The organism is Paraburkholderia sp. RL17-380-BIE-A (assembly GCF_046028085.1).
In the GTDB taxonomy this organism is placed as follows: Bacteria; Pseudomonadota; Gammaproteobacteria; order Burkholderiales; family Burkholderiaceae; genus Paraburkholderia.
On sequence record NZ_JARESQ010000015.1, the window covers coordinates 153,348 to 176,271 of the forward strand.

At 62.9% G+C, this 22,924-nt stretch carries 15 protein-coding genes; 11 read left to right on the forward strand and 4 right to left on the reverse strand.

The window, feature by feature from the left end; genetic code table 11:
• Positions 1 to 8: 8 nt before the first annotated feature.
• Together P0D68_RS24840 and P0D68_RS24845 are read left to right on the forward strand one after the other, a co-directional pair.
• Positions 9 to 2,225 (forward strand): PepSY domain-containing protein, encoded by a 2,217-nt coding sequence (locus P0D68_RS24840; RefSeq protein ID WP_408300875.1) that lies wholly within the window; start codon positions 9 to 11, stop codon positions 2,223 to 2,225.
• Entirely contained in the window at positions 2,206 to 3,204 is a 999-nt protein-coding gene (locus P0D68_RS24845) for an FAD:protein FMN transferase (RefSeq protein ID WP_408300877.1), read from the forward strand. Before P0D68_RS24840 ends, P0D68_RS24845 begins: the two co-directional genes overlap by 20 nt.
• On the opposite strand, the gene P0D68_RS24850 is transcribed toward P0D68_RS24845, so the two are convergent.
• On the reverse strand, positions 3,176 to 5,836 hold the full coding sequence (locus P0D68_RS24850) for a cation-translocating P-type ATPase (protein ID WP_408300879.1): 2,661 nt from the start codon (positions 5,834 to 5,836) through the stop codon (positions 3,176 to 3,178). The two genes, P0D68_RS24845 and P0D68_RS24850, sit on opposite strands and share 29 nt — an antisense overlap.
• 244 nt (positions 5,837 to 6,080) lie before the next feature.
• Between P0D68_RS24850 and P0D68_RS24855 the strand changes: the two genes are divergently transcribed.
• On the forward strand, positions 6,081 to 7,139 hold the full coding sequence (locus tag P0D68_RS24855) for an AI-2E family transporter (protein WP_408300881.1): 1,059 nt from the start codon (positions 6,081 to 6,083) through the stop codon (positions 7,137 to 7,139).
• An 89-nt stretch (positions 7,140 to 7,228) separates the two neighbouring features.
• On the opposite strand, the gene P0D68_RS24860 is transcribed toward P0D68_RS24855, so the two are convergent.
• Positions 7,229 to 8,179, reverse strand: coding sequence for a universal stress protein (locus P0D68_RS24860; protein WP_091802637.1), 951 nt, complete (start codon positions 8,177 to 8,179; stop codon positions 7,229 to 7,231).
• A gap of 572 nt (positions 8,180 to 8,751) precedes the next feature.
• On the opposite strand from P0D68_RS24860, the gene P0D68_RS24865 reads away from it, so the two are divergent.
• Positions 8,752 to 10,410, forward strand: a complete 1,659-nt coding sequence (locus P0D68_RS24865; RefSeq protein ID WP_408300883.1) for an AMP-binding protein — start codon at positions 8,752 to 8,754, stop codon at positions 10,408 to 10,410.
• A gap of 135 nt (positions 10,411 to 10,545) precedes the next feature.
• Entirely contained in the window at positions 10,546 to 13,389 is a 2,844-nt protein-coding gene (locus tag P0D68_RS24870) for an AMP-binding protein (protein WP_408468761.1), read from the forward strand.
• 220 nt (positions 13,390 to 13,609) lie between these two features.
• Here the strand turns inward: P0D68_RS24870 and P0D68_RS24875 are convergent, their stop codons facing one another.
• Positions 13,610 to 14,647 carry a LysR substrate-binding domain-containing protein gene (locus P0D68_RS24875; RefSeq protein ID WP_091802643.1) on the reverse strand — a complete coding sequence of 346 codons (1,038 nt, stop codon included), beginning with the start codon at positions 14,645 to 14,647 and terminating at the stop codon, positions 13,610 to 13,612.
• A 101-nt stretch (positions 14,648 to 14,748) separates the two neighbouring features.
• Here P0D68_RS24875 and P0D68_RS24880 point away from each other — a divergent pair, with 101 nt between their 5' ends.
• From P0D68_RS24880 to P0D68_RS24905, 6 genes are all read left to right on the forward strand, one after another.
• The gene (locus tag P0D68_RS24880; RefSeq protein WP_091802646.1) at positions 14,749 to 15,825 is read left to right on the forward strand and encodes an ABC transporter ATP-binding protein; all 1,077 of its coding nucleotides are present in this window, start codon (positions 14,749 to 14,751) and stop codon (positions 15,823 to 15,825) included.
• Between the two features lie 76 nt (positions 15,826 to 15,901).
• Positions 15,902 to 16,615, forward strand: a complete 714-nt coding sequence (locus P0D68_RS24885; RefSeq protein ID WP_091802649.1) for an HAD-IA family hydrolase — start codon at positions 15,902 to 15,904, stop codon at positions 16,613 to 16,615.
• A 4-nt stretch (positions 16,616 to 16,619) separates the two neighbouring features.
• Entirely contained in the window at positions 16,620 to 17,957 is a 1,338-nt protein-coding gene (locus P0D68_RS24890; RefSeq protein ID WP_408300888.1) for an NAD(P)/FAD-dependent oxidoreductase, read from the forward strand.
• On the forward strand, positions 17,954 to 18,862 hold the full coding sequence (locus P0D68_RS24895; protein WP_408300890.1) for an ABC transporter permease: 909 nt from the start codon (positions 17,954 to 17,956) through the stop codon (positions 18,860 to 18,862). The genes P0D68_RS24890 and P0D68_RS24895 overlap by 4 nt, the downstream gene beginning before the upstream one ends.
• The gene (locus P0D68_RS24900; RefSeq protein WP_408182148.1) at positions 18,859 to 19,653 is read left to right on the forward strand and encodes an ABC transporter permease; all 795 of its coding nucleotides are present in this window, start codon (positions 18,859 to 18,861) and stop codon (positions 19,651 to 19,653) included. The genes P0D68_RS24895 and P0D68_RS24900 overlap by 4 nt, the downstream gene beginning before the upstream one ends.
• 25 nt (positions 19,654 to 19,678) lie before the next feature.
• The gene (locus tag P0D68_RS24905) at positions 19,679 to 21,106 is read left to right on the forward strand and encodes an aldehyde dehydrogenase family protein (protein WP_091802660.1); all 1,428 of its coding nucleotides are present in this window, start codon (positions 19,679 to 19,681) and stop codon (positions 21,104 to 21,106) included.
• A gap of 107 nt (positions 21,107 to 21,213) precedes the next feature.
• On the opposite strand, the gene P0D68_RS24910 is transcribed toward P0D68_RS24905, so the two are convergent.
• Positions 21,214 to 22,893, reverse strand: a complete 1,680-nt coding sequence (locus P0D68_RS24910) for a GMC family oxidoreductase (protein WP_408300920.1) — start codon at positions 22,891 to 22,893, stop codon at positions 21,214 to 21,216.
• Positions 22,894 to 22,924: the final 31 nt, after the last annotated feature.

Consider the following 22,924-nt stretch of genomic DNA (forward strand, 5'->3'; position numbering starts at 1 on the left):
GGGATGCCATGCTTCGCAAGCTTCATTCGTTGCCCGGACTGATCGCCGCCCTCGTCCTGATGGTCACGGCGATCTCCGGTGCGATGCTGTCTCTGAACCCTGTGATCGAACGCGCAGGCGTAGTTCAGGTTAGCCAGCATTCGCTCGACGCAGCGACGCTCGCCGCACGTGTGAAGGCCCATTACCCCGGCCTCGAGAAAATCGTGCGAAAGCCCTCGGGCGCCGTCATTGCCTATTACTCTTCAGGCGGCGAGTCTGGCGCCGCCAGCATCGATCCCGTGACAGGTGACGGTATCGAACCTTATACGCCATCGACCACCATGCGCTGGCTGACCAATCTGCACCGCAAGCTGCTCATAGGCGATGCGGGGCGCGTCGCAACCGGCGTCGGGGCAGGTTTGATGGTGCTGCTGGCCGCATCCGGCCTTGCGCTACTCGAACGCCGTATGGGCGGATGGGCGAAGCTGTTCGGCCGCATTCGGGGTAGCGGTCTGCAGCGAATCCACAATGAGGTTGCCCGCGTCGCCATTCTCGGGCTGACGCTCTCGGCTGCAACAGGGCTCGTCCTGTCGTTGACGACCTTCGAGGTGATCCCCGAACGAGCCACGGCGCAACTTCCGTTTCCGGCCTCCGTGAGCACCGGCGCCCCGCTTACAGTGAATCGCGTTGCTGCGCTCAGGAACGTCGATGTAACCGACCTGCGTGAACTGATGTTGCCCTCCCCCCAGAACCCGGGCGATGTCTACGCGTTGCGGACATCGAGCGGCACCGGCTACATCGACCCGTCGTCAGGGAAATGGCTCGCGTGGCAGCCCAATGACGCTTGGCAGCGTTTTCACGAGGTCGTGTTCATGCTGCATACGGGCGAGGGACTGTGGTGGCTCGCGCTGATCCTCGGGCTTGCGAGCGCGTCGGTGCCGGTTTTGGCGATTACTGGAGTATGGCTATGGGTGCGGCGTCGCCGCGCGACGGTAAAAGTTCCAGACAACGTGAGCGCGGGTCAGGCCGATACGGTCATTCTCGTGGGAAGCGAAGGAAACAGCACCTGGGCGTTCGCTGCCGCAATTCATCAGGCGCTGACGCGCGCGAATTTTCGCGTGCATATAGCGCCGATGAACGATCTTTCATCACGCCACTGCAAGGCGCAACGCCTGATCGTACTGACTTCGACGTATGGCGATGGTGAGGCACCGTCCAACGCCACGCAGTATTTGAGCAAGCTCGCGAGCATGAACGACTATGTTCCACCAACGTTTGCCGTCCTCGGTTTTGGAGATCGCCAGTTCCCCCATTTCTGTGGTTATGCGCAAACCGTGCACGATGCGTTGATCGCCAAAGGCGGCCAGGCGCTCATCGAGTGCAGCAGCGTTGACCGGCAGTCGGAGAGCACGTTCAGGACGTGGAGCGAGCGACTGGGTATCGCACTCGACGTGCGACTCGACGTGCGCTACCAGCCGTCGCTACCGCGCACCGTCTCCCTGACGCTTGTGGAGCGCAAGGACTATGGACTCGACTCTGGAAGTGTCACGTCGGTGTTGCGCTTTGTCCGCAGCACACCGCGCAATCGGCGGTGGCACACCCCGCTGCAAAGGGCTCTGCCGTCATTCGACGCGGGCGACCTGCTCGGGGTGATCCCGCCCGGCGACACCGTGCCGAGGTTCTACTCGCTCGCGAGCGCTTCGCGAGATGGTTTTATCGAAATCTGCGTGCGCAGGCATGCGCATGGGGCCTGCTCTGGCTATCTGACAGCTTTGCAGCCCGGCAACGCGATTCAGGCGTTCATTCGCCGGAACCCTGCGTTCAGACCTGCGGCGGGAGAGGCGCCAATCATTCTTATCGGCGCCGGGACGGGCATCAGCCCATTCGTTGGCTTCATCCGGCAAAACTCGGCGGGGCGGCCCATGCATCTGTATTTTGGCGCCAGACGCTCAGGCGAGGCGTTCCTGTACGACGAAGAGTTGCAGAACCTGGTCGGCAACCGCCGGCTGACAACTTTCAAGACCGCCTTCTCGTGCCCCGTACGGAAGACCTACGTGCAGGAGCGACTCATGGCCGACGCGCCAACGCTTCGTGAACTCGTCGCCAGCGGAGCGCAGATCATGGTGTGCGGAGGCAGAGACATGGCCAACGGCGTGGCCCGAGCGTGGGAACACATTCTGGATGGCTCCGGCCTTTCCGTGAACGAGATGAGATTGAAGGGAAGATATGTCGAAGATGTCTATTGAAGGACCGATGGCCGGTTGTCCCGAGCGCTATACGTTCAACGGACCGACGATGGGCACCCGATACAGCGTGCAATGCTACGCGCCGGCGGGGTTGGACCGCGCCCTGATCGCTTCTGAACTGGATGCGGCGGTACGAGCGGTAGACGAGGAAATGTCGAACTGGAAGGACAGTTCCGATTTGACACGGTTGAATAGAGCCGAGCCCGACGTCTGGGTGCCGATATCCCGCAATCTTGCGACGGTGCTGGTGCGCGCGACGGCGATGGGGCGCGAGACAGACAATGCGTTCAACGCAGGTGTCGGCGATGTGGTGGATCAGTGGGGCTTCGGCCCATCCAACGCGCCGCGGCCAACCATGCGGGAAGACTCGCGCGAACGACCCCGACGCCCGCTGGTCGAACTGCTCGACGTCGACGTCGAGCAGTGTCGCGCTCGCAAGCAGGCGCACGTGAGCCTCGACTTGTGCGGTATCGCCAAAGGCTTCGGCGTAGACGAATTGGCGCGTGTGCTGGACAGTCATGACGTTCGGTCGTGGCTTGTCGGAATCGACGGTGAGATGCGTGCGCGAGGCACAAAGCCTGGCCAGGCATTGTGGGCAATCGCAATCGAGCGTCCCGACTATGAACGCCGGGAGGCGCTCGGCGTGATCGAACTCACGGATGTCGCTGTCGCAACTTCCGGGGACTATCGTCACTGGAGGGAATGCGAGGGCAAGCGCATCTCGCATGTCGTGGATCCGCGCACAGGTGAGCCTTTATGCAACGGGGTCGCGTCGGTCACAGTGCTGGCAAGGTCCTGCATGGACGCGGATGCTTATGCAACCGCTCTCATGGTGTTGGGGCCTCAGAAAGGCCTGGATTTCGCACGCCGCAAGCAACTCGACGCACTTTTTCTGCTGCGCGATGGCGCACAAATACTGGCGATCGGCACGGGTTTGTTTGATGCGGGTTTCAACGGTATAGAAGTCCCCGGCGGATAAGGTGTTTCTCGAGCTCGACCAGAACGAACACCACACTGGAGAGCAGAACACACATTGCCAGCTCAGTCATATTAAGCGCGGTCGTCCGGAAAACGGTGTTCAACATGGGTACATAGATCGTCGCCAGTTGAAGCGCAAAGGTGAGCAGCACCGCGCCCACAAGGGGCATGTTTGAACGCGCTCCCCGCGCGAAAAACGACGCTTGCTCCGATCGGATGGCAAGTACGTGCCCCATCTGGGAGAGCGTGAGCACCGTAAAGGTCATGGTCTGCCAATGTGCCGAAGCGACGTGAATGGCGTATGCCTGCGTGAGCAGCGTGACACCGGCCATTGCGAGCCCAACCCATACGATGTGCTGCCACATGCCGCGGGCAAAGACGCTTTCCCCTGGGGGCCGTGGTGGCCGTAGCATGACGCCCTTCTCCGCCGGTTCGGCCGCCAGTGCCAGCCCCGGCAGTCCATCGGTGACCAGGTTAATCCACAGGATGTGTATGGGAAGCAAGGGAATCGGCAGGCCGAGAAAAGGCGCGAGAAAAATAGTCCATATCTCGGCCGAATTGCACGTCAAGGCGTAGCGAATGAACTTGCGTACATTATCGAAGATTCGCCGCCCCTCTTCGACGGCACCGACGATGGTGGCGAAGTTGTCGTCCAGCAGCACGATACTGGCCGCATCCCGCGCAACATCGGTGCCCTTTTTTCCCATCGCAATGCCGATATCCGCGCCGGCGAGCGCCGGCGCGTCGTTCACGCCATCACCGGTCATCGCGACGAACTGGCCATGCGCCCGAACGGCCTCGACGATCCTGATTTTTTGCGCCGGGTCCACCCGGGCAAACACGCGGGTATGCACAACCTGCGCGACTAGCGCTTCATCCGTGAGTCGACTGAGTTCCTGGCCGGTCAACACGGTGTCCCCGGGGGCGAGAATGCCAAGTTCGCGGGCGATAGCACACGCGGTTACAGGGTGATCCCCCGTGACCATTACGGGTGTGATCCCTGCCGATCTGCAAGCCTTGACTGCCTGCCGTACGTCGGGCCGCGGCGGATCACGCATGCCAGCCAGGCCAAGCAAAGTGAGGCCGCATTCGATTTCTTCTATATCGTGACCGGCAGGCAGACTGTCCCACTTCCGGCTCGCGACGGCGAGTACACGAAGACCACTATCCGCCATCGCCTCCGCCGCCGCCAGCACGCGTTCGTGGTCCACAGCGACCATCCCATGATCTGACAGGGACGCGTTGCAACGTTCAATGACCGTCTCCGGTGCGCCCTTCGTGTAAGCAATAAATCCGGTTCCGCTGCGGTGAATCGTTGTCATCCGCTTGCGATCGGAGTCAAACGGGAACTCCAGGAAGCGCGGGCTCGTGACTTCGAGCGCGCTCTTGTCGAAGCCAGCGTCAGCGGCCACTCTCCACAACGCAACCTCGGTCGGATCGCCTGCGACCTCCCCGCCCGCAGCGCGGCTAACGTTGTTGCATAACGCCAATGCCTCCAGCAAGCATCTCGTAACGGGCCTTTTTGTATCGAACGATGCGATGGGTAACCGCACGCCATCAGCGTAGAGCTCAGTTGTGCACATCTCGTTCAGGGTCAATGTGCCAGTCTTGTCGGTACAGATCCAGCTCACGGACCCCAAGGTTTCGACCGCAGGCAAACGTCGCACCAGGGCATTGTGTCGTGCCATATTGCGCGCACCAAGGGCAAGCATCACGGTCACCACTGCGGGTAAAGCTTCAGGGATAGCGGCGACGGCAAGACTCAGGCTCGTGAGAAGCATGAGCAGCACTGGCTCGCCCCGCAGCACACCTGTCGCAAAGATGATCGCGCAGATCACAAGAATCATCATGGCCAACCGGCGCCCAAACGCTGCAAGACGCTTTTGCAGCGGCGTCTGGACTACAGGTGCCGCTTCGATCATCCCGGCGATCTTGCCGAGTTCGGTGGCCATGCCGGTAGCAACGGCAATACCTCGTGCTCGACCGTAGGTGACAACAGTGCCCTTGAAAGCCATATTTGTCCGGTCGGCGAGTTGTAGCGAAGCGTCGTCAAGCGACGCGGTGCCCTTCTCTACCGGCACCGACTCCCCAGTGAGAACTGCTTCGGCGATCTTCAGCCCGGACGCCTCGGCAAGACGAAGATCGACGGGAACGGTAGAACCGGTATCCAGCAAAACGACGTCGCCCTGCACAATGCCCGATGCCGGAACCGTTTGACATTCGCCTTCGCGAATGACTGTCGCCTGCAACCTGGCGAGTTGTGCGAGCGACGCCATCACACGCTCGGCGCGATAGTCCTGGATGAAGCCGACTGTGCCGTTAAGCAACACGATCGCGACGATCACGAGCGCGTCCGCAGCCTCGCCGATCAGGCCCGACACGAGAGCCGCCGCCAACAGAGCGACGATCATGAAGTCCTTGAACTGACAGATCAGCATGTCAAGGACGCCCCGGCGCCGCTGCTCACGAATCTCGTTCGGCCCGTCTTTGGCGAGGCGCCGGTGCGCCTCTGCCAGTGTCAGGCCATCCTCGCAATCGGTGCCCAGTTGCATGGCGATGGCCGCGACCTGCATTGCGTGCCATGTGTTGGAACCCTCTGCCCCAGGGCAAATCGTGCGCGTCGGAGTCAACATGGACCGATCCTTCTGTACGAGAGTCGACGAACGTCGCATTGAAGCGGTACGCGGCAAGTGCCAGTATCGGTGCGGGTCAGACTCGCTGATTGACCTTTATCAAGCAGTAACGTGCGGGTAGCGACAGATCATATGGTCTCCGGTCTCGCATCTGGATGCATTGTTTCGGCCTGCGATGACTGCCCGGATACAGAAACGCCGAATCCACGAACGGGAGCGCTCAATGCGATCGGGAAAGCATGTCGTGCTAGCACTGCTTCTGGCTGGTCTGGTAGCTTTGGGGTTCATGGTTCTGCGCCCTTTTCTAGTTCCGGTCGCGTGGGCGCTGATTATTTCGTATGTCACCTGGCCCGCCTACAGCCGTTTGCGACGCCTGCTCCGCGAAAGCGCGGGTACTAGCGCGCTGCTGATGACCCTTCTCCTGACGTGTGCGTGCATACTGCCAGTCGTCTGGCTGATGAAGCCGTTGACAGAAGATCTAAGGGACGCCAGCCGGGCTATCGTCGCCTACTTCTCCGATCGTCCTCGCGACTTACCCGATTTTCTGGCGCGCATCCCCTGGATCGGGTCCTCGTTGCAGGCGTTTCTCGATCATGTGGAGATTGATCCCCCTGCCATCCGCTCCCAACTCTCAGAATGGGCGAATCGCTGGACAAGCGAAATTGGTGACCTCCTCGGAAGTGCGGCCCGGAACGCCACAAAGCTGGGGTTTGCTCTCGTGACGCTGTTTTTTGCGTATCGCGATGGAGAAAGTCTCCTGAATCAGATACGGCAGGCTTTGCGGCCTTTCCTTGGCGAGCGCCTTGACGACTATCTCACCGCGATCGGCAGCATGACCCGATCCGTCGTCTACGGCATTGTGCTGACAGCAATCGCGCAGGCAGTGTTGGCCGGGCTGGGTTACTGGGCCGCAGGCGTAACTGCGCCCGTCACGCTGGCAGGGATCACTGCTCTCGTAGCATTGATTCCTTTTGGCACGCCATTGGTATGGGTGCCGGTGGCGGTCGGCCTTCTATTTGCGGGCCGCACGGTGGCCGGAGTCGGGTTATTGCTCTGGGGAATGCTGGTCATTAGCTGGGTAGACAATCTGATAAGGCCGTTTGTGATTAGCAGCAGCGCACGCATTCCATTTCTGCTCGTCATGTTTGGTGTGCTTGGTGGACTCGCCGCATTCGGTCTGATCGGATTGTTCCTTGGGCCCGCCATACTGGCTGTTCTGATGGCGCTGTGGCGCGAATGGCAGACAGAGGCGACACGGCAACAGGTGCGGCAACCGGTTCAGCGGAATGACATACCTAAGTAGTGGATCGCCAGCGGTGCTGGCACGAGCTTATCCAATCGGAACACAAGTAAATCATTTCGCCCAAGCTTTCACCGCGACCGGAGCCTGTTTCAGGCTTCGATCGGGCGGACGAGCAACACCGGCACGTGGGTGATACGCAGTACGCGGCTCGCCACGCTACCCAGCAGCCAGCGCGAGATACCACGCCGGCCGTGTGTGCCCATGACGACCAGATCGGCGTTCCAATGATCTGCCTCCCTCACGATGGCGTGGGGCACATCGTCGCCGGTTCTTTCCGTGCTGATCATCGCGGATTCCGCCTCGATTCGTAATCCGGCCAGCAACTCCGCTGCCGCCGCAAGTGCTGCATTGCCCTCTTTGACAAGTGCATCTTCAAGCAGAGGAAGTGGCACAAAATCGCTCATCCTCACCGCCTGATCAAGAATATTTACAATACGCAAGGACGTCTGCTTCGTGGCGAGTTTTAATCCGTATCGAAGCGCATGCCGCGATGGTGAGCTACCGTCGACGGCGAAGAGCATTCGCTTCGGACCGCCGCAGGTATCTCTTTCATAAGAAGCTGGAACAACTAGAATCGAGCACGGGCAGATTCGCGCCAGAGGTTCAGAGACTGTTCCTTCCAGCCAGCGTAGCAGCCGACGGTTCTGTCGGGTGCCAACCACGAGGAGATCGGCTCGCCACGTCCGCGCTGCTTCAAGCAGTGCGTAGGCTAGATCCCGACCCTGCATGGAAAGATCGATCACCTCCGTGTCGACAACCGTCTCGCCGCTCGAAAATATGCTCTGTGCCTGAGTGACCGCATCCGCGGCACCGCGCAGCAACTCGTCGCGCACCGGGCTGAGATCCACTCCGACAAGTGGATCCAACGGAATCAGCCTGCGTGGATCTTCAGCCACACTGATGATTCGCACGTGTGCCCCTGGCGCCGCAATGCCTTGAACATAGGCCGCAGCGCGCAAAGAGGCGGGCGAAGCGTCTACAGCAATGAGAATGCGACCGACTTCGTCGTGATCGTGGAGGGTTGAACTGGTAGTGCTCATGACGAAGTCTCCGAGGTGTCCGCATGGTGGGTCCGATATGTTTCCTCAGACGGTTTGTCGAGCCTTCGCGCGCGACGACACTCTCATGCGCCCTGCCCACGGGCTGTCCGGATAACAACGCCCCAGTACACTCTATTCGCCGGCTCATCCCCCAGATTGACCTGAATCAACCCATCCGCCCACGGGCTATCACTGTTGTTCGCAGCCGTCTGAACGGGACACTTCATGCCTCGCATTGCGGTTCGAACTCCAATAGCGAATGATTGCGCGCCCCGACGGACCATTCATTACGACCAATGCATTGCTCTGGCTGCGAACAGACATGATGAGCCTCCATCGCATTCGATCCGTTGGGCACACCGGTCGTCTTGACACACGTCAATCTCTCATGGCGAACGAGTCCTATGCTCGATCCATAGCGACACAAATCACGCGCTGAAGTGAATATGTCGAGGAATACCGTACTCGTTGACCTTTTAACGCCTGCCAAGCCGGCTACGCACACGTAGTCGTTAGGTGCGCAGACCTGACTGTCATCGCGTCTGCCCTATACGACAAAGGCCCGATCGACCATGAAGTGCCCGAAAGCGATCGACGTTCCCTCGTCCGAGCCGCCTGTCGCAGCTATCGATGCCAGAAGCGTTAGAACATTGCCTGAAATGTTCGAGGCTGCCTGTACGCGTTACGCAGGACGCCCCGCGTTCAGTTCGTTCAATCACACGCTCGAATATCGGGACGTTGCGCTATATGCGCACCGCTTTTCCGCGTTTCTTGTCAACGAATTCAAACTTGCGCCGCTCGAGCGTGTCGCACTCATCTTGCCGAATGGCTTACCCTATGTCGTCGCCTTCTATGGCGTCCTCGACGCCGGGCTTGTCGTCGTTAATATCAATCCGCTGGCTACGCCTCGTGAGATTCAGATCCAGCTCGCCACGGCAGCTGTTTCAGCGATCATCGTACTGGAAAACTTTGCCTGCAAACTGGACGAAATCCTGGATGAGAATCAGGCGAAGGCTGTTATATCCGTCGCGGTGGGCGATCTGCTTCCGCTGCCCAGGCGCGCCGCAATGGATTTCGTACAGCACGTTGTGCGTGACTCGATTCCGCCTGCAAAGAGGGAATACTGGACATTTAGTGCGGCCTTGTCGTGTCGGCATTCGATCGAGCGAGATCACATCCGCCCCAGTCTCGACGATGTCGCGCTGCTGCAATACACGGGAGGAACCACAGGCACTCCCAAGTGCGCGATGCTCACGCATCGCAACCTTAGCTCGAACGTCGCACAGATTCGTGCATGGCTGGGTTCGGCGTTCTGTTCTACGCCTCAGACCATTCTCACACCGCTGCCACTCTTTCATATATTCGCGCTGACCGCCAGTCTGCTGACGTTTGTTGAAATCGGCGGGCACAATGTGCTGGTGACGGATCCCCACGACCTTGCCGCGCTCGTCAGAACCATGCGCCACGCACGGCCCACCGCGCTGCTAGGTGTGAATACACTGTTCAATGCCCTTCTCGCCGCACCGCATTTCGACGCTGTGGACTGGTCACGCCTGCGTCTCGTGATCGGCGGCGGCGCAGCGATTCAGGCTTCGGTTGCCGCGCGATGGCAGTCAGCAACGGGAGTGCCGATTATCGAAGGGTACGGGCTGACCGAAGCGTCGCCAGTAGTCTGCGTGAATCCGATGGATGCAAAGCACTTTTCCGGATCAGTCGGTCATCCGTTGCCTTCAACCGAGGTTAGCATCCGTGACGACAACAACGCAGCTGTCGCCGCGGGTGTCATCGGAGAAGTCTGGGTCCGGGGCCCGCAGGTCATGCGCGGCTACTGGATGAACCCCGTCGAGACCGCGGAAGTGATCTCGCCCGAGGGCTGGCTTCGCACGGGGGACGTCGGTTATCTCACGCCCGCGCAGATGCTCGTCCTGGTGGACCGCAAGAAAGACGTGATCGTCGTGTCCGGTTTCAAGGTTTACCCCTCGGACGTCGAAGCCGTGGTCTCCGCGCTTGCGGGCGTAAGCGCCGCAGCGGTAGTCGGCGTGCCGGATGAACGGACCGGACACGCCGTCAAACTATTCGTCGTCCGGTCCTCGGCGGATCTTACTGCCGCCGCCGTGCTGGAGCACTGCCGCGCTAATCTAAGCGCCTACAAGGTTCCCCGCTCAATTGAATTCCGTGACACCTTGCCTCTGAACCAGCTCGGCAAGGTCCTCCGCCGAACGTTAACGTGACCGAGGCAGGGATGCGATTGCAGGGTAACGGCGCGTGATTGCGCGCGAGGCGCAATTCAGCAATTGACGACGATCAAGCGCCCTCCTCCCCGTCGCGCCTATGCTGAAATCCCGACACGGAAGCGGTCGTGCGATATGAACGAAGACGTCACCCGCCGCCGATCGAGCGACGCCCAACGGTTGCTCGATATAGCCGATGCTTTCGCCGCTGAAGTCGGCCCACGGGGATACAGGCCACATGGCGTCACGCTGAACAGCGAGTTCGAACGTGACCTTGGCCTCGACAGTCTCGCGCGCACCGAACTGCTGGCTCGCATCGAGAAAACGCTCGGCGTGCATTTTCCGGTTGCGTTGTTCGAGCAGGCGAAGACGCCCGGCGATTTACTGCGCGCACTTGAAGGAGAAACATTGGGGCAACCCGGGTGCGCAATCGGCACCGTTGAGCTTCGAGCGCCGACCGATACCCTTGACCCGCCGATCGCAGCACAAACGCTGGTCGAGGCGTTGCAGTGGCACGTATCCCGGCGACCTGAACACACGCACATCGTATTTCTCGACGAGGAAGCGTCGTCACACACAATGACCTACTCGGCGCTGTACGAGGCAGCCCTACGGGTATCGAGCGGGTTGCACAGGCTCGGCGTGAACCCCGGCGACACCGTCGCACTGATGTTGCCGACCGGTAACGACTATTTCGCCAGCTTTGCGGGAATCCTGCTTGCCGGCGCAGTAGTCGTGCCGGTGTATCCGCCGGTGCAATCGGCACGGATCGACGATCACCTGAAGCGACACGCGGCCATTCTGCTGGATGCGCGCTCACGCGTCATGATCGTGCCGTCACACGCACTCGTAGCAAGCCTTCTGGCAAAGGCGCGGATACCGACGTTGCGTGAGATCGTGACGACGTATCAGCTCATGGGCGAAACGGACAATGAGCGGTATATCCCTCGCGCACAAGACGTCGCGTTGCTTCAGTACACTTCCGGTAGCACAGGTGCGCCAAAAGGCGTGGTGCTCACACACGCCAATCTGCTCGCCAATATCCGGGCAATGGGAGAGACTGCCCGGATCGAGGAACACGACATCTTCGCAAGCTGGCTCCCTCTGTACCACGACATGGGCCTGATTGGAGCCTGGTTCGGGCCGCTTTACTTTGGTATCCCATTGATTCTGATGTCCCCGCTGACGTTCCTCGCACGTCCAGCGCACTGGTTGCAGGCGATCGGCCACTACCGTGCCACCATTACGGCGGCACCCAACTTTGCCTACGAGCGATGCACGCGCCGGATCGACGACGCCGATCTCGAAGGCGTCGATCTGTCTTCATTGCGCCTCGCATTCTGCGGTGCAGAACCCGTCAGCGCGCCGACCATGCGAGCATTCGCCTCACGCTTTGCCGATCATGGGTTCAGGGAAACCGCCCTGACCCCCGTCTACGGTCTGGCGGAAAACACGCTTGGACTGGCGTTTTCGGAGCCGGGCCGCGGGGTGCGAACAGACTGTATCAGTCGCATCCGACTGGCTGAGTCACAGCGTGCAGCAAAAGCGGAATCGCCTGATGACGCACTCGAACTGGTCTCGTGCGGACGCGCATTACCCCGCAACCAGATCCGCATCGTTGACGTCGACGGCAATGACGTATCCGAAAGAACGGTCGGAAGAATTGAATTCCGAAGCCCATCCGCGACGCGTGGGTATTTTCAGAATGCGGAGCTGACCGCGCGGCTAATTCATGATGGCTGGCTCGATACCGGCGATCTGGGATATATGGCCGATGAAGAACTGTTCATCACGGGCCGCGTAAAGGATCTGGTGATTCGGGCCGGGCGTCACTTCTTCCCCTATGAACTGGAGGCGGCGGTCGGGCATCTGCCTGGCGTGCGCAACGGTTGTGTCGCAGTGTGTGGAACGCCCGACATTGAGACCGGTACCGATCGCCTGATCGTCATTGCGGAGACTCGCGAAACGGCACCTGAGGCACTCGCGGCGATGCGCACTGGCATTAACGAAGCCTCCGTAGCTCTGCTGGGCGCTCCGCCGGAAGAAATCGCTCTGGTCCCGCCGCATAGCATTCTGAAGACATCGAGCGGGAAGATTCGTCACGCGGCTACGATGGAGATGTACCTGCGTAGTCGCGGGAATCTCCTGCCACGCCCTGCGTGGCTACAGTGGCTCGACATCGGAACGAACACCGTACGGCCAATCGGCCGGCGGGTTCGAGCCGCCGCCAGGCAGATCGCCTACGGCGCATGGTGCTGGCTGGTCGTAACCCTGATCGCCATACCGACATGGTTGATGACCGTATCGCATCCGGACGCCAGGCGAAACTGGGCGATTGCATCGCGCGCGGCACAGCTAGCCCTCATGCTTGCAGGCATTCGCGTGACGGTACGCGGTGCCGAACTCATCGACATGGCGCGGCCGGCCATCTTTGTTGCGAATCACGCGAGCTACCTTGACGGCCTCGTGTTGCTGGCGGCCATCCCCATGCCGCTTGGCATCGTCGCCAAGCGTGAGTTGGCCGGCGGATTGCTGATGGGTGCCTTCCTTCGGGCAATCGGCACCCGCTTTGTCGAGCGCGTCGACTATCCGCGCATGGCCGAAGACGAACGCGAACTGGTGAAGCAGGCGACGGCTGGAACCTCGCTGCTCCTCTTTCCCGAAGGAACATTCGTCCGATCCGCGGGACTGCGGCAGTTTCGTCTCGGCGCCTTTGTGGCCGCCTGCGCATCGCACCGGCCTGTCGTACCGGTCGCAATCGCGGGCGCACGCGTTGTGCTTCCGGATGGACAGTGGTTGCCAACGCGAGCCGACGTAACAGTTACCGTGCTCCCCGCTCTGGAACCAACAGGAGACGACATGAAGGCTGCCGCGGCCCTGCGTGACACCGCACGCGATGCAATAGCAGGCCATTGCGGGGAGCGGATTCTGAGTGAAATTTCCCCGCTGGAAACCCCCACTCGTCACACCGAGATCTAAGCCTGCGTTATTCGAGGGTTCACCCGGTTCGACACTAGCATGCCCATGCCAGGACAGACACTAACTGCGCCGCTCCGACATCTGCCCGGGTGCCATGGGCAGGGACGCCGGAATGGCGACGATCTGATTGGCCTTGACATGGTCCGGAGCACTGGTCTGGGCTGAAAACGAGTTTCGAACAGCCGCCAACTTGACAGCGCCCATGGGCACGGCACGGTGCTTATCTCACCGTGGCCGACGGGTTGACTGACTGGACCGCCGCCTCGCCTCGCGCCTCACCGCGGGCCGGGCCGATCACCAACCCCGCTTGCGCCAGCAGGCGCCGCAGCCCCAGCTTCGGATATTTACGGTCCACCGCGCGCACATCGGCGCGCGTCTCCTCGATGATCCAGTCGCGCACTTCCGCGGCAACCGGCCGCAACGGCCGATTTTCCGGCCACACCAGACAGCAGCGCCGGTCCGTCATGACCAGTTCCTCCTCGGCGGGCAGCAGCGCGCCCTGGAGAAGCCAATGCGACACCACGTTGAGCCAGCCGAGCGCGACACCCTGCCCAAGCAATGCCGCCTGCACGACGATCGCGTAGTCGTTGAAGCTCAGCATGCTCGCGGCGTGCCGCCCCTGTGCCGCGAACGCGGCGAACCTGTCATGCCAGCCGCGCTCGCCGTCGTCCATCACGATCACCGTATCGCCGTGCTTGCGGCCCGCCTCGGTCGCGGCTGTCTCGTGATAGCGCCGGTTGCATACCGGCAGCAGCGTCTCCGGCATCACGAGCACGCTGTTCTCGCCGATCTGGTCCTCGCGCAGGAAGCGCATGCCGAGATCCACATCGACGAGCGGCCCGCCGATTCGCCCCGAGATGAGCTGAAACCGCAAGTCGACATTCGGAAACGCCTCGTTCAGGCGACTCATGCGCGGCATCAGCCAGTGTGTGGTGAACGCGGTGGACACAGACAGCGTGACCGACTCGACACCGGTTGCGCGCGCTTCGATCTCGCGTATCGCGCTTTCTATGCCGTCGAAGCCTTCGGAGATTTTCCGGTAAAGGATCCTGCCGCTCTCGGTCAGCTCGATTCCGCCTCGCACGCGCTCGAACAGGCGCACGCCGAGATGGTCTTCCATACGCGAGAGCATGCGGCTCACCGCGGGCTGGCTGACATATAACTCCTGCGCCGCACGCGTGAAGTTGCCGCAGCGCGCAGCCGCCTCGAAGACGAACAGCGCGTTGGCGCTCGGCAGTTTTTTGCGAAGGTTGGGCATGACCTGATGTTATGCCCTATCCAACAATTTGGGAATTGCCGCCAAAAATGGCTCGGCCTATATTTTCCCTAACGCAGGCCTCTACAGCGAGACAGGACGCAATGGACGCACGAGCGAAAACAGGTGTTTCGATCCGATCGGCAGCGAAACGTTATGGCCACGTAGTGGCCCTCGACGACGTTTCACTCGACATCGCCCCCGGCGAATTCGTGTCGCTGCTCGGCCCCTCGGGTTCCGGCAAGACCACCCTGCTCGGCATTCTCGGCGGCTTCGTGCAACCGAGTTCGGGAGCGGTCTGGGTCGGCGAGCGCGACATTACATTTGCGCCGCCGCACAAGCGCGACATCGGCATCGTCTTTCAGAACTACGCGCTCTTTCCCCACATGAGCGTGGGCGACAACGTCGCCTTTCCGCTGCGCGCGAGGCGTCAGCCAAAAGCCACGTGGGCGAGGAAAGTCGCCGACGCGCTCGCGATGGTCGAACTCTCGGGCTACGAGAGCCGCGGCATCGGCCAGCTGTCGGGCGGCCAGCGCCAGCGCGTGGCGCTCGCTCGCGCCATGGTGTTCGAGCCGCAACTGATCCTGATGGACGAACCGCTCTCCGCGCTCGACAAGCAATTGCGCGAAACCATGCAGATCGAGCTACGGCGGCTGCATCGCAAGCTCGGCGCGACGATCGTGTATGTGACGCACGACCAGCGCGAGGCACTCACCATGAGCGACCGCGTAGCCGTGCTGAAGAACGGCCGCCTCGTGCAGATCGACACGCCTGAGCGGCTCTACGACCGTCCGTGCGACGCGTTTGTCGCGAGCTTCATTGGTGAGGCGACACTGCTCGCCGTGACGCGCGCCGGCGACGATGCCGTGCGGCTCGGCGACACGGTGCTGCGCACCGCGCACCCGCTGCCACGCGGCGACAAACTGCTGCTCGCGGTGCAGACCGAAAAACTCGTGATCGATAGCGGCGATAGCCGCGACGGCGTCAATCGGCTGGCATGCCGCGTCACCGAGGTGCTGTATCAGGGCGAAAGCTTGCGCGTGTTCGCGACCCTCGCCGACGGCACCGCCATCAGCCTCAGGCAACCCGGCGGGCACGACTCGCGCCGCCGCATTCCCGAGCCGGGCGCGCCGATGAGTGTCGTACTCGATCCGCAGGACACGATCGTCGTGCCCGCCTGATTTCACTTTGCTATTTCCCGCCCTCGCCAGGGCAAACCCTCTCCCGATTCACAGCACACTGCAAAAGGATGATTTCATGAAGCTCACCGATTTCAAGGTCCTGACGTTCGACGTCGTCGGCACGCTCATCGACTTCGAGCGCGGCGTACTCGCCTCCGTGCGCCGCCTCGGCGGCCCGGCCGCGAAAGACCTGACCGACGACCAGATTTTCGAGCCGTACATGCGCGGCCGTGCGGCCTACCCGGGCCGTTCGAGCCATGAAATGGCGAACGTCTACCTGTCGCTGGCAAAGGAACTCGGTCTGCCCGACGACGCGCAATCGGCCGCTGCCTTCCAGCGCGACGTGCTCGAATGGCCGGCGTTCGCGGATTCGGTCGCGGCGCTCAAACGTCTGCGCAAACACTTTCGCCTCGTCGCCATGACCAATGCGGACCGTGTCGCGCTGTCGGCCTACGCACACACGCTCGGCGACCCGTTCGACGACACCGTCTGCTGCGACGAAACCGGCGTCGCCAAGCCCGATCCGCAATTCTTCGCGTACAACCGCGGCCGTCAGGCGGCGTTCGGCTACAAGTTCGGCGAAATCCTGCACACCGCGCAGAGCCAGTATCACGACATCGGCGTCGCCACCAGCCTCGGCTACGCGACCTGCTGGATCGAACGCCGTCAGGGCGCGAAGGGCTTCGGCGCCACGCCCGTGCCGGAAGCCGTCACCACGCCGACCTTCAAGTTCGCGACGCTCGGCGCGCTCGCCGACGCCGTCGAAGCCGAAGCGCGCCTCGCCGCCTGAGCCGATGCTCGCGCCGACGCCACCCCACACGCCCGCGCCTGATTCGCTGTGGCGGGCGCTCCTAGCCGCCTCGCCCGGCGCCGGTGCGACGCTCAGCACCGGCGTGCCGCTCACGCGCGATCTCGAGGTCGAGGTCGCCGTGATCGGCGCGGGCTACTCGGGCCTCGCCGCCGCGTATGCGCTGCAAAAGCGCGGCGTCGACTGCGTGGTGCTCGATGCGAATCCGGTGGGCTGGGGCGCGAGCGGCCGCAATGGTGGCGTGGTGTCGTCCAAGTTCAGACTGTCGTTTCCCACGATCGACAAACTGCACGGCCTCGATACCGCCAAGCGCATGCACCGGCTCGCGCACGAGGGCGTGCGGGTCGTCGAGACGCTGGTCGACGAATTCCAGCTCACGCGCGCCCGCTTCGAACCTACCGGCAGCCTGCGCTGCGCCCACACGGAGGCCGCCTTCGCCGCGATTCGCGCGGAGGCCGACTGGGTCCGCACGCAACTCGGCGATACCACGATGACCGTGCAATCGCGCGCCGAGATCGAACACGAGACGGGCTCGAAAGGTTTTGTCGGCGGCGTGCTGAGCGCGGACGCCGGCACGATCCTGCCGCTCGAATACGTGTGCGGACTCGCGCGCGGCCTTACGCTGCGCAGCGTGCCGATCTACGAATCGACGCCGGTGCAGCAGATGCACCGCGCTCCCGGCGAGCCGCGCGTAACGCTGCGCACGCCCGCCGGCACGGTGCGCGCGAAGCAGGTGATCGTCGCGACCAATGCCTACTCCGATCTCACGCCGGCCACCGCGGCGTATCAGCGTGAACTCGTGCCGTTTCGCAGCGCGATGATCGCCACCGAGCGGCTTCCCGCCGAGCTCGACGCGCGCCTGATGGTCGAGCGCCGCAGCTACACCGAAACGCGGCGCATGATGAAGTGGTTCCGCAAGGTGGACGGCCGCATGCTGTTCGGCGGACGCGACGCGTTCGGCAAGGAGGGGCAAACGACCGGCTTCGACGCGCTGCAGCGCGCCATGGTCGCGCTCTTTCCGGATCTTGCGGACGTGCGCGTGGACTATCGCTGGTCGGGGTATGTGGGCATGACGTTCAATTCGTTGCCGCATGTCGGACGCAGCGATGACGCCACGACCTTTTGTCTGGGGTATAACGGAGCAGGCGTCGCGATGGCGAGTCTGCTCGGCCAGCATGCCGCCGCGCTCGCGCTCGGCGAGACGCCGGAGCTCTCGCTGCTCGGCGCGCCCGGCTTGCGGCCCGTGCCCTTTCATTCGCTGCGCGCGCCGGGTGTGAGACTCGTCGCGGCGTGGTATCAGTTTCTCGACGCCGTAGGTGCATGATGACAACCGCCAAGCGGATGCTCCAGGGAACCACCTTGACGCAAGCCACCGAGTCCGATCCCGCCACGCGCTATCAGCGCCGCGAGGATCGCACCATGCTGCTGCTAATGACACCGGCGCTCCTCGTGATCGTCGTGCTGCTGGTCGTGCCGCTCGCGTGGCTGTCGTGGCAGTCCATCTATCACGACGGCTTCACGCTCGAAAACTACCAGCGCATGTTCACGGGCGCTTACCTCGAAACGTTCTTGCTGACCTTCAAGCTCAGTATCATCGTGACCGTCATCACGCTGCTGCTCGGCTATCCGGTGGCCTACTTCGCCGCCTCGTTGCCGCCGAAGCTGAGCGCGCTCGTGCTCGGCATGGTGATTCTGCCGTTCTGGACCAGCGTGCTGGTGCGCACCTACGCGTGGCTCGTCCTGCTGCAGCGCACGGGGCTGGTCAACAAGGCGCTGATCGCGTCGGGCCTCGTCGACCGGCCGGTGCAACTCGCCTATAACCAGTTCGGCACGGTGATCGCGATGGTTCACATCCTGCTGCCGTTCATGGTGCTGCCGCTCTATTCGGCAATGCAGAAAATCCCGTCGAATCTTTCGCAAGCCGGCGCGAGCCTGGGCGGCTCGCCGCTGCACGTGTTCCTGCGCGTGTTCCTGCCGCTGTCGATGAGCGGCGTGTTCGCGGGCGTGACGCTCGTGTTCGTGCTCTGCCTCGGCTTCTACATCACGCCTGAACTGATGGGCGGCGGCAAGTCGATCATGGTGTCCATGGTCGTGAGCCGCAACATCGAGATCTACAACAGCTGGGGGGCGGCGAGCGCGGTGAGCGTCGTGCTGCTGATCTGCGTGTTCGCGATTTTCTATGCCGCGAGCCGCGTGGTGCCACTCGAAAAGACCCTGGGCGCGAAATGAGCAAACTCCCGTTCGGACGGATCGTCCTCGGCGCGATCGTCGTGCTGATCCTGCTGTTCCTGATGGTGCCGGTGCTGATCGTCGTGCCGCTGTCGTTCTCCGACACACGCTTCATGACCTTCCCGCCGCCGGCGTACTCGCTGCGCTGGTATCACTCGTTCTTCGACAACCCCGCATGGATCGACGCCGCGCGCGTGACGCTCACCGCGTCGATCTGCGCCGCGCTGATCGCCACGCCGCTCGGCGTGGCCGCCGCCTACGCGATCCAGAACGGCACGCACTGGATCATGCGCTATCTGCGCACACTGCTGATGTTGCCGCTGATGGTGCCGATCATCATTGTCGCGGTGGGCGTGTTCTTCGTGTACTCTCAGGCCGGCTACGTGAACACGCTCGGCGGCCTGATTCTGGCCGACACGATGCTCGGCCTGCCTTATGTGCTGATTTCGGTCGGCGCCGATCTGCGCACCTTCGACCGCACGCAGGAAATGGTCGCGCGCAGCCTCGGCATGAACCGGTTTCGCAGCTTCATGACGGTTACGCTGCCGCAGATCAAGGCAAGCGTCATCTCCGGTGCGGTGTTCGTGTTCATCCAGGCGCTCGACGAAACGGTGGTCGCGCTCTTCGTGTCGGGCGGTTCGAACCAGACGCTGACGCGCCGCATGTTCGTGACGCTGCGTGACGAGATCGACCCGACCATCGCCGCGATCAGTACGATGCTGACCGCCCTCACGCTGTGCCTTGTGATGATCGTCGTGGTGAGCCGCCGTTCGGGCGCGGCACGCGCCTGATTTCTTTCCTCAAGATACCTATTACATGGTCAATGCACTGAAGTTCTATATCGACGGCGCGTGGGTCGAGCCGTTGGGCAACGCACGCCGCTCCGTCGTCGATCCCTGTACCGAGGAAGCCTTCGCCGAAGTGGCGATGGGCACGCCCGCCGATGCCGATCGCGCGGTAGCCGCCGCGAAACGCGCGTTCACGTCGTTCTCGCAGACCACGCCGGCCGAACGCCTCGCGTTGATCCGCCGCATTCTCGAGGTGTTTCTCGAACGTCACGACGAGATGGGCGACACCATTTCGCGCGAACTCGGCGCACCGCGCGCCATGGCGCATGCGTGGCAGGCCGGCATCGGCCGGCGGCATCTCGAAGAACTGATCCGCACGTGTGAGACGTTCGCCTGGCAGCGCCGGAAGGGCACGACGCTCGTCAATCACGAACCGGTGGGCGTGGTCGCGCTCATCACGCCGTGGAACTGGCCGATCAATCAGATCGTCTGCAAGGCCGCGCCCGCCATCGCGGCCGGTTGCACGATGGTGCTCAAGCCCAGCGAAGTCACGCCGCTGAACGCCCTGCTGTTCGCGGAGATACTCGACGCCGCGGGCGTGCCGCCGGGCGTCTTCAACCTCGTCAACGGCGACGGGCCAACGGTCGGCGCGGCGCTCGCGGCGCACCCCGACGTCGATATGGTGTCGTTCACCGGATCGACGCGCGCGGGCGTTGAAATTGCGAAGCTCGCGGCGCCGACAGTCAAGCGCGTGCACCAGGAACTGGGCGGCAAGTCCGCGAACATTCTGCTGGACGACGTCGATTTCGAGGCGGCGGTCACGGCCGGCGTCAACTCGTGCTTCAACAACAGCGGGCAATCATGCAATGCGCCGACGCGCATGCTCGTCCCCGCGGCACGTCACGACGAAGCCGTGGCGATCGCGCGGCGGGCGGCGCAAGCGCAACGTGTCGGCCCCGCCGACCACGAGCGCACGACAATGGGTCCGGTTGTCAGCGGCGTGCAGTTCGAGCGCGTGGAGCGGCTCATCGCGGCCGGTATCGACGAAGGCGCGCAGGTCGTGGCCGGCGGCCTCGGGCGTCCGCCGGGTCTTGAACGTGGCTTCTACGTGCAACCCACCGTGTTCGCGGACGTGCGTCCCTCCATGACGATCGCGCGCGAGGAGATCTTCGGCCCGGTGCTCGCGATCATGCCGTACCGCGACGAGGAAGAAGCCATCGCGATCGCCAACGACAGTCCCTTCGGACTCGCGGCCTACGTTCAATCCGCCGATCTGGACCGCGCGCGGCGCGTGGCGTTCAGGCTCCGTGCCGGCAGCGTGTATCTGAACTACCCGTCATGGGACGCGGGCTCGCCGTTCGGCGGATACAAGCAGTCGGGCAACGGCCGCGAGTACGCCGAATGGGGACTCGAGGCGTTTCTCGAAGTGAAGGGCATTGTGGGGTTTGGCGACTGACTGTGTTCGGGCCTTGCTGGGCTAAATGCCCGGAGGTAGGCAAAACATTCACCGCTTGAAACAAGCACCGGGCCGTCGCGTTGCAATGCGACGGCCCGGCATCACATTCACGCGCGTTCGCGCAACATATCCGCAATCCGCTCCGCGATCATGATGGTCGGCACATTCGTGTTCGCGCACGGAATCGAAGGCATCAACGACGCATCGCATACGTAAAGTCCGCTGACGCCATATACCGCGCCGCGCGCGTCGCACACGGCGAGCGGATCGTCGGCGGCGCCCATGCGGCAGGTTCCAGACGGATGCCAGGTGCAGCCCACCGAGCGCGTCACGAAACGCGTCAGCGCGTGATCGTCGGCAAGCAGTTCGTCGAGCGTCACGCCTTGCGTGACCACACACCGCACGAGCCAGCCGCGCAACGGTCCGGCAATGTCGAGCAGCGCGCTCAGCAGGCCGCGCTGCAATGCATTCCACACGCCCGGCACGGCCACGCTCGCCACGCGGGGTGAATAGCTCGAAGGCAGCAGCGTGGTACGGTGCCTCGCCATCAGCGGATCGGCCAGAGTCCGGGCGCCAAAGCGCAGCGCGAGCTTCAGCCGTTCGAGATCGCGCGCGTCGGACAGCATGTTGAAGTCGACAGCGGGTTCGTCGTGCGGATCGGCCGACACGAGGCTCACGCGGCCGCGCGAGTACGACTTGTTGACCCAGAAAAAGAGCGTGCCGAGCCGGTAACCGACCGAGTGCCAACCCGATCGCGACAGGATCGCGCCGTGCATGTCGCCGGGCACCGCGCCGCTCACGCCCGAAGAAAAACGCACGATCGCCTGCTCGTGATGCTCGTCGGGATATAACGTGCGGGCGGCGCGCGGCAGAACCGCGGATACGGCGATCGATGGATGTTCCATCAGATTGCCGCCGACACCGCCGCGATCGGCCAGCACCTCGATACCGAGTGCGGTCAGCTCGGACGCCGGACCAATGCCGCTTCGCATCAGAAGGGCCGGGCTGTGAATCGCGCCCGCGCAAATGATCACCTGTCTGGCGCGCACTGCTTCGCTCGCCCCGTCTTCGCCGACGAGCCGCGCGCCGATGGCGAGCTTGCCGTCGAACAGCACGCGTTCAACCAGCGTGTGCGTGCGGATCGTGAGATTCGGCCGGGCGCGCACGGCGTCGTCGAGATAGCAGACCGAGGTCGGGATGCGCTCGCCCGCTTCGCTCACTGCGATCGAACCGATGAACGTGCCGTCCTGCCATGTGCCGTTCTGGTCGTCATGCCGCGTGTAGCCGCGCGCGTCGAGCGTGTCGAGCACCGCGCGTACGAATGGCGAGATGCGCGCCCACGGTGTGCGCTGGATCCGGACGGGCCCGCTCGCGCCGTGCAGCGCGCCGTCAAAGTCGCAATCGGTTTCGAGCTTGCGGAAGTACGGCAGACAGGCGGCCCAGTTCCAGCCGTGCGCGCCTTGGGCGTGCCACTCGTCGTAATCGGCCGGCGCGCCGCGGTTCGCCATCAGCGCGTTGATCGCCGAACCGCCGCCGAGCAGGCGCGCCTGCTCGTAACGGCGTGTCGCGGCCGAGGCGCTCATGCGTGCCTTCAGGCGCTGCCAGATGTTCGTGGTGTCGAGATAGGCGCGGCCCGGATAGCGGCTGCGCACCGTTGCGGGCATGTCCGTTCGCGAGATATTGCGGCCGGCCTCGACGAGGCAGACGGTCTTGCCCGCATCTTCGGAAAGACGCGCGGCCAGCACGCAGCCGGCCGAGCCGCCGCCGAGAATCAGATAGTCGATCACGTTCAATGTATGCGCAGACGATGCGCGGTGC

Coding starts and splice junctions, on each gene's coding strand:
- P0D68_RS24900 (WP_408182148.1), top strand. CDS start 18,859: ATGAGCAAACTCCCGTTCGGACGGATCGTCCTCGGCGCGATCGTCGTG.
- P0D68_RS24870 (WP_408468761.1), top strand. CDS start 10,546: ATGAACGAAGACGTCACCCGCCGCCGATCGAGCGACGCCCAACGGTTG.
- P0D68_RS24895 (WP_408300890.1), top strand. CDS start 17,954: ATGATGACAACCGCCAAGCGGATGCTCCAGGGAACCACCTTGACGCAA.
- P0D68_RS24845 (WP_408300877.1), top strand. CDS start 2,206: ATGTCGAAGATGTCTATTGAAGGACCGATGGCCGGTTGTCCCGAGCGC.
- P0D68_RS24850 (WP_408300879.1), bottom strand. CDS start 5,836: ATGTTGACTCCGACGCGCACGATTTGCCCTGGGGCAGAGGGTTCCAAC.
- P0D68_RS24865 (WP_408300883.1), top strand. CDS start 8,752: ATGAAGTGCCCGAAAGCGATCGACGTTCCCTCGTCCGAGCCGCCTGTC.
- P0D68_RS24885 (WP_091802649.1), top strand. CDS start 15,902: ATGAAGCTCACCGATTTCAAGGTCCTGACGTTCGACGTCGTCGGCACG.
- P0D68_RS24905 (WP_091802660.1), top strand. CDS start 19,679: ATGGTCAATGCACTGAAGTTCTATATCGACGGCGCGTGGGTCGAGCCG.
- P0D68_RS24860 (WP_091802637.1), bottom strand. CDS start 8,179: ATGAGCACTACCAGTTCAACCCTCCACGATCACGACGAAGTCGGTCGC.
- P0D68_RS24875 (WP_091802643.1), bottom strand. CDS start 14,647: ATGCCCAACCTTCGCAAAAAACTGCCGAGCGCCAACGCGCTGTTCGTC.
- P0D68_RS24880 (WP_091802646.1), top strand. CDS start 14,749: ATGGACGCACGAGCGAAAACAGGTGTTTCGATCCGATCGGCAGCGAAA.
- P0D68_RS24840 (WP_408300875.1), top strand. CDS start 9: ATGCTTCGCAAGCTTCATTCGTTGCCCGGACTGATCGCCGCCCTCGTC.
- P0D68_RS24890 (WP_408300888.1), top strand. CDS start 16,620: ATGCTCGCGCCGACGCCACCCCACACGCCCGCGCCTGATTCGCTGTGG.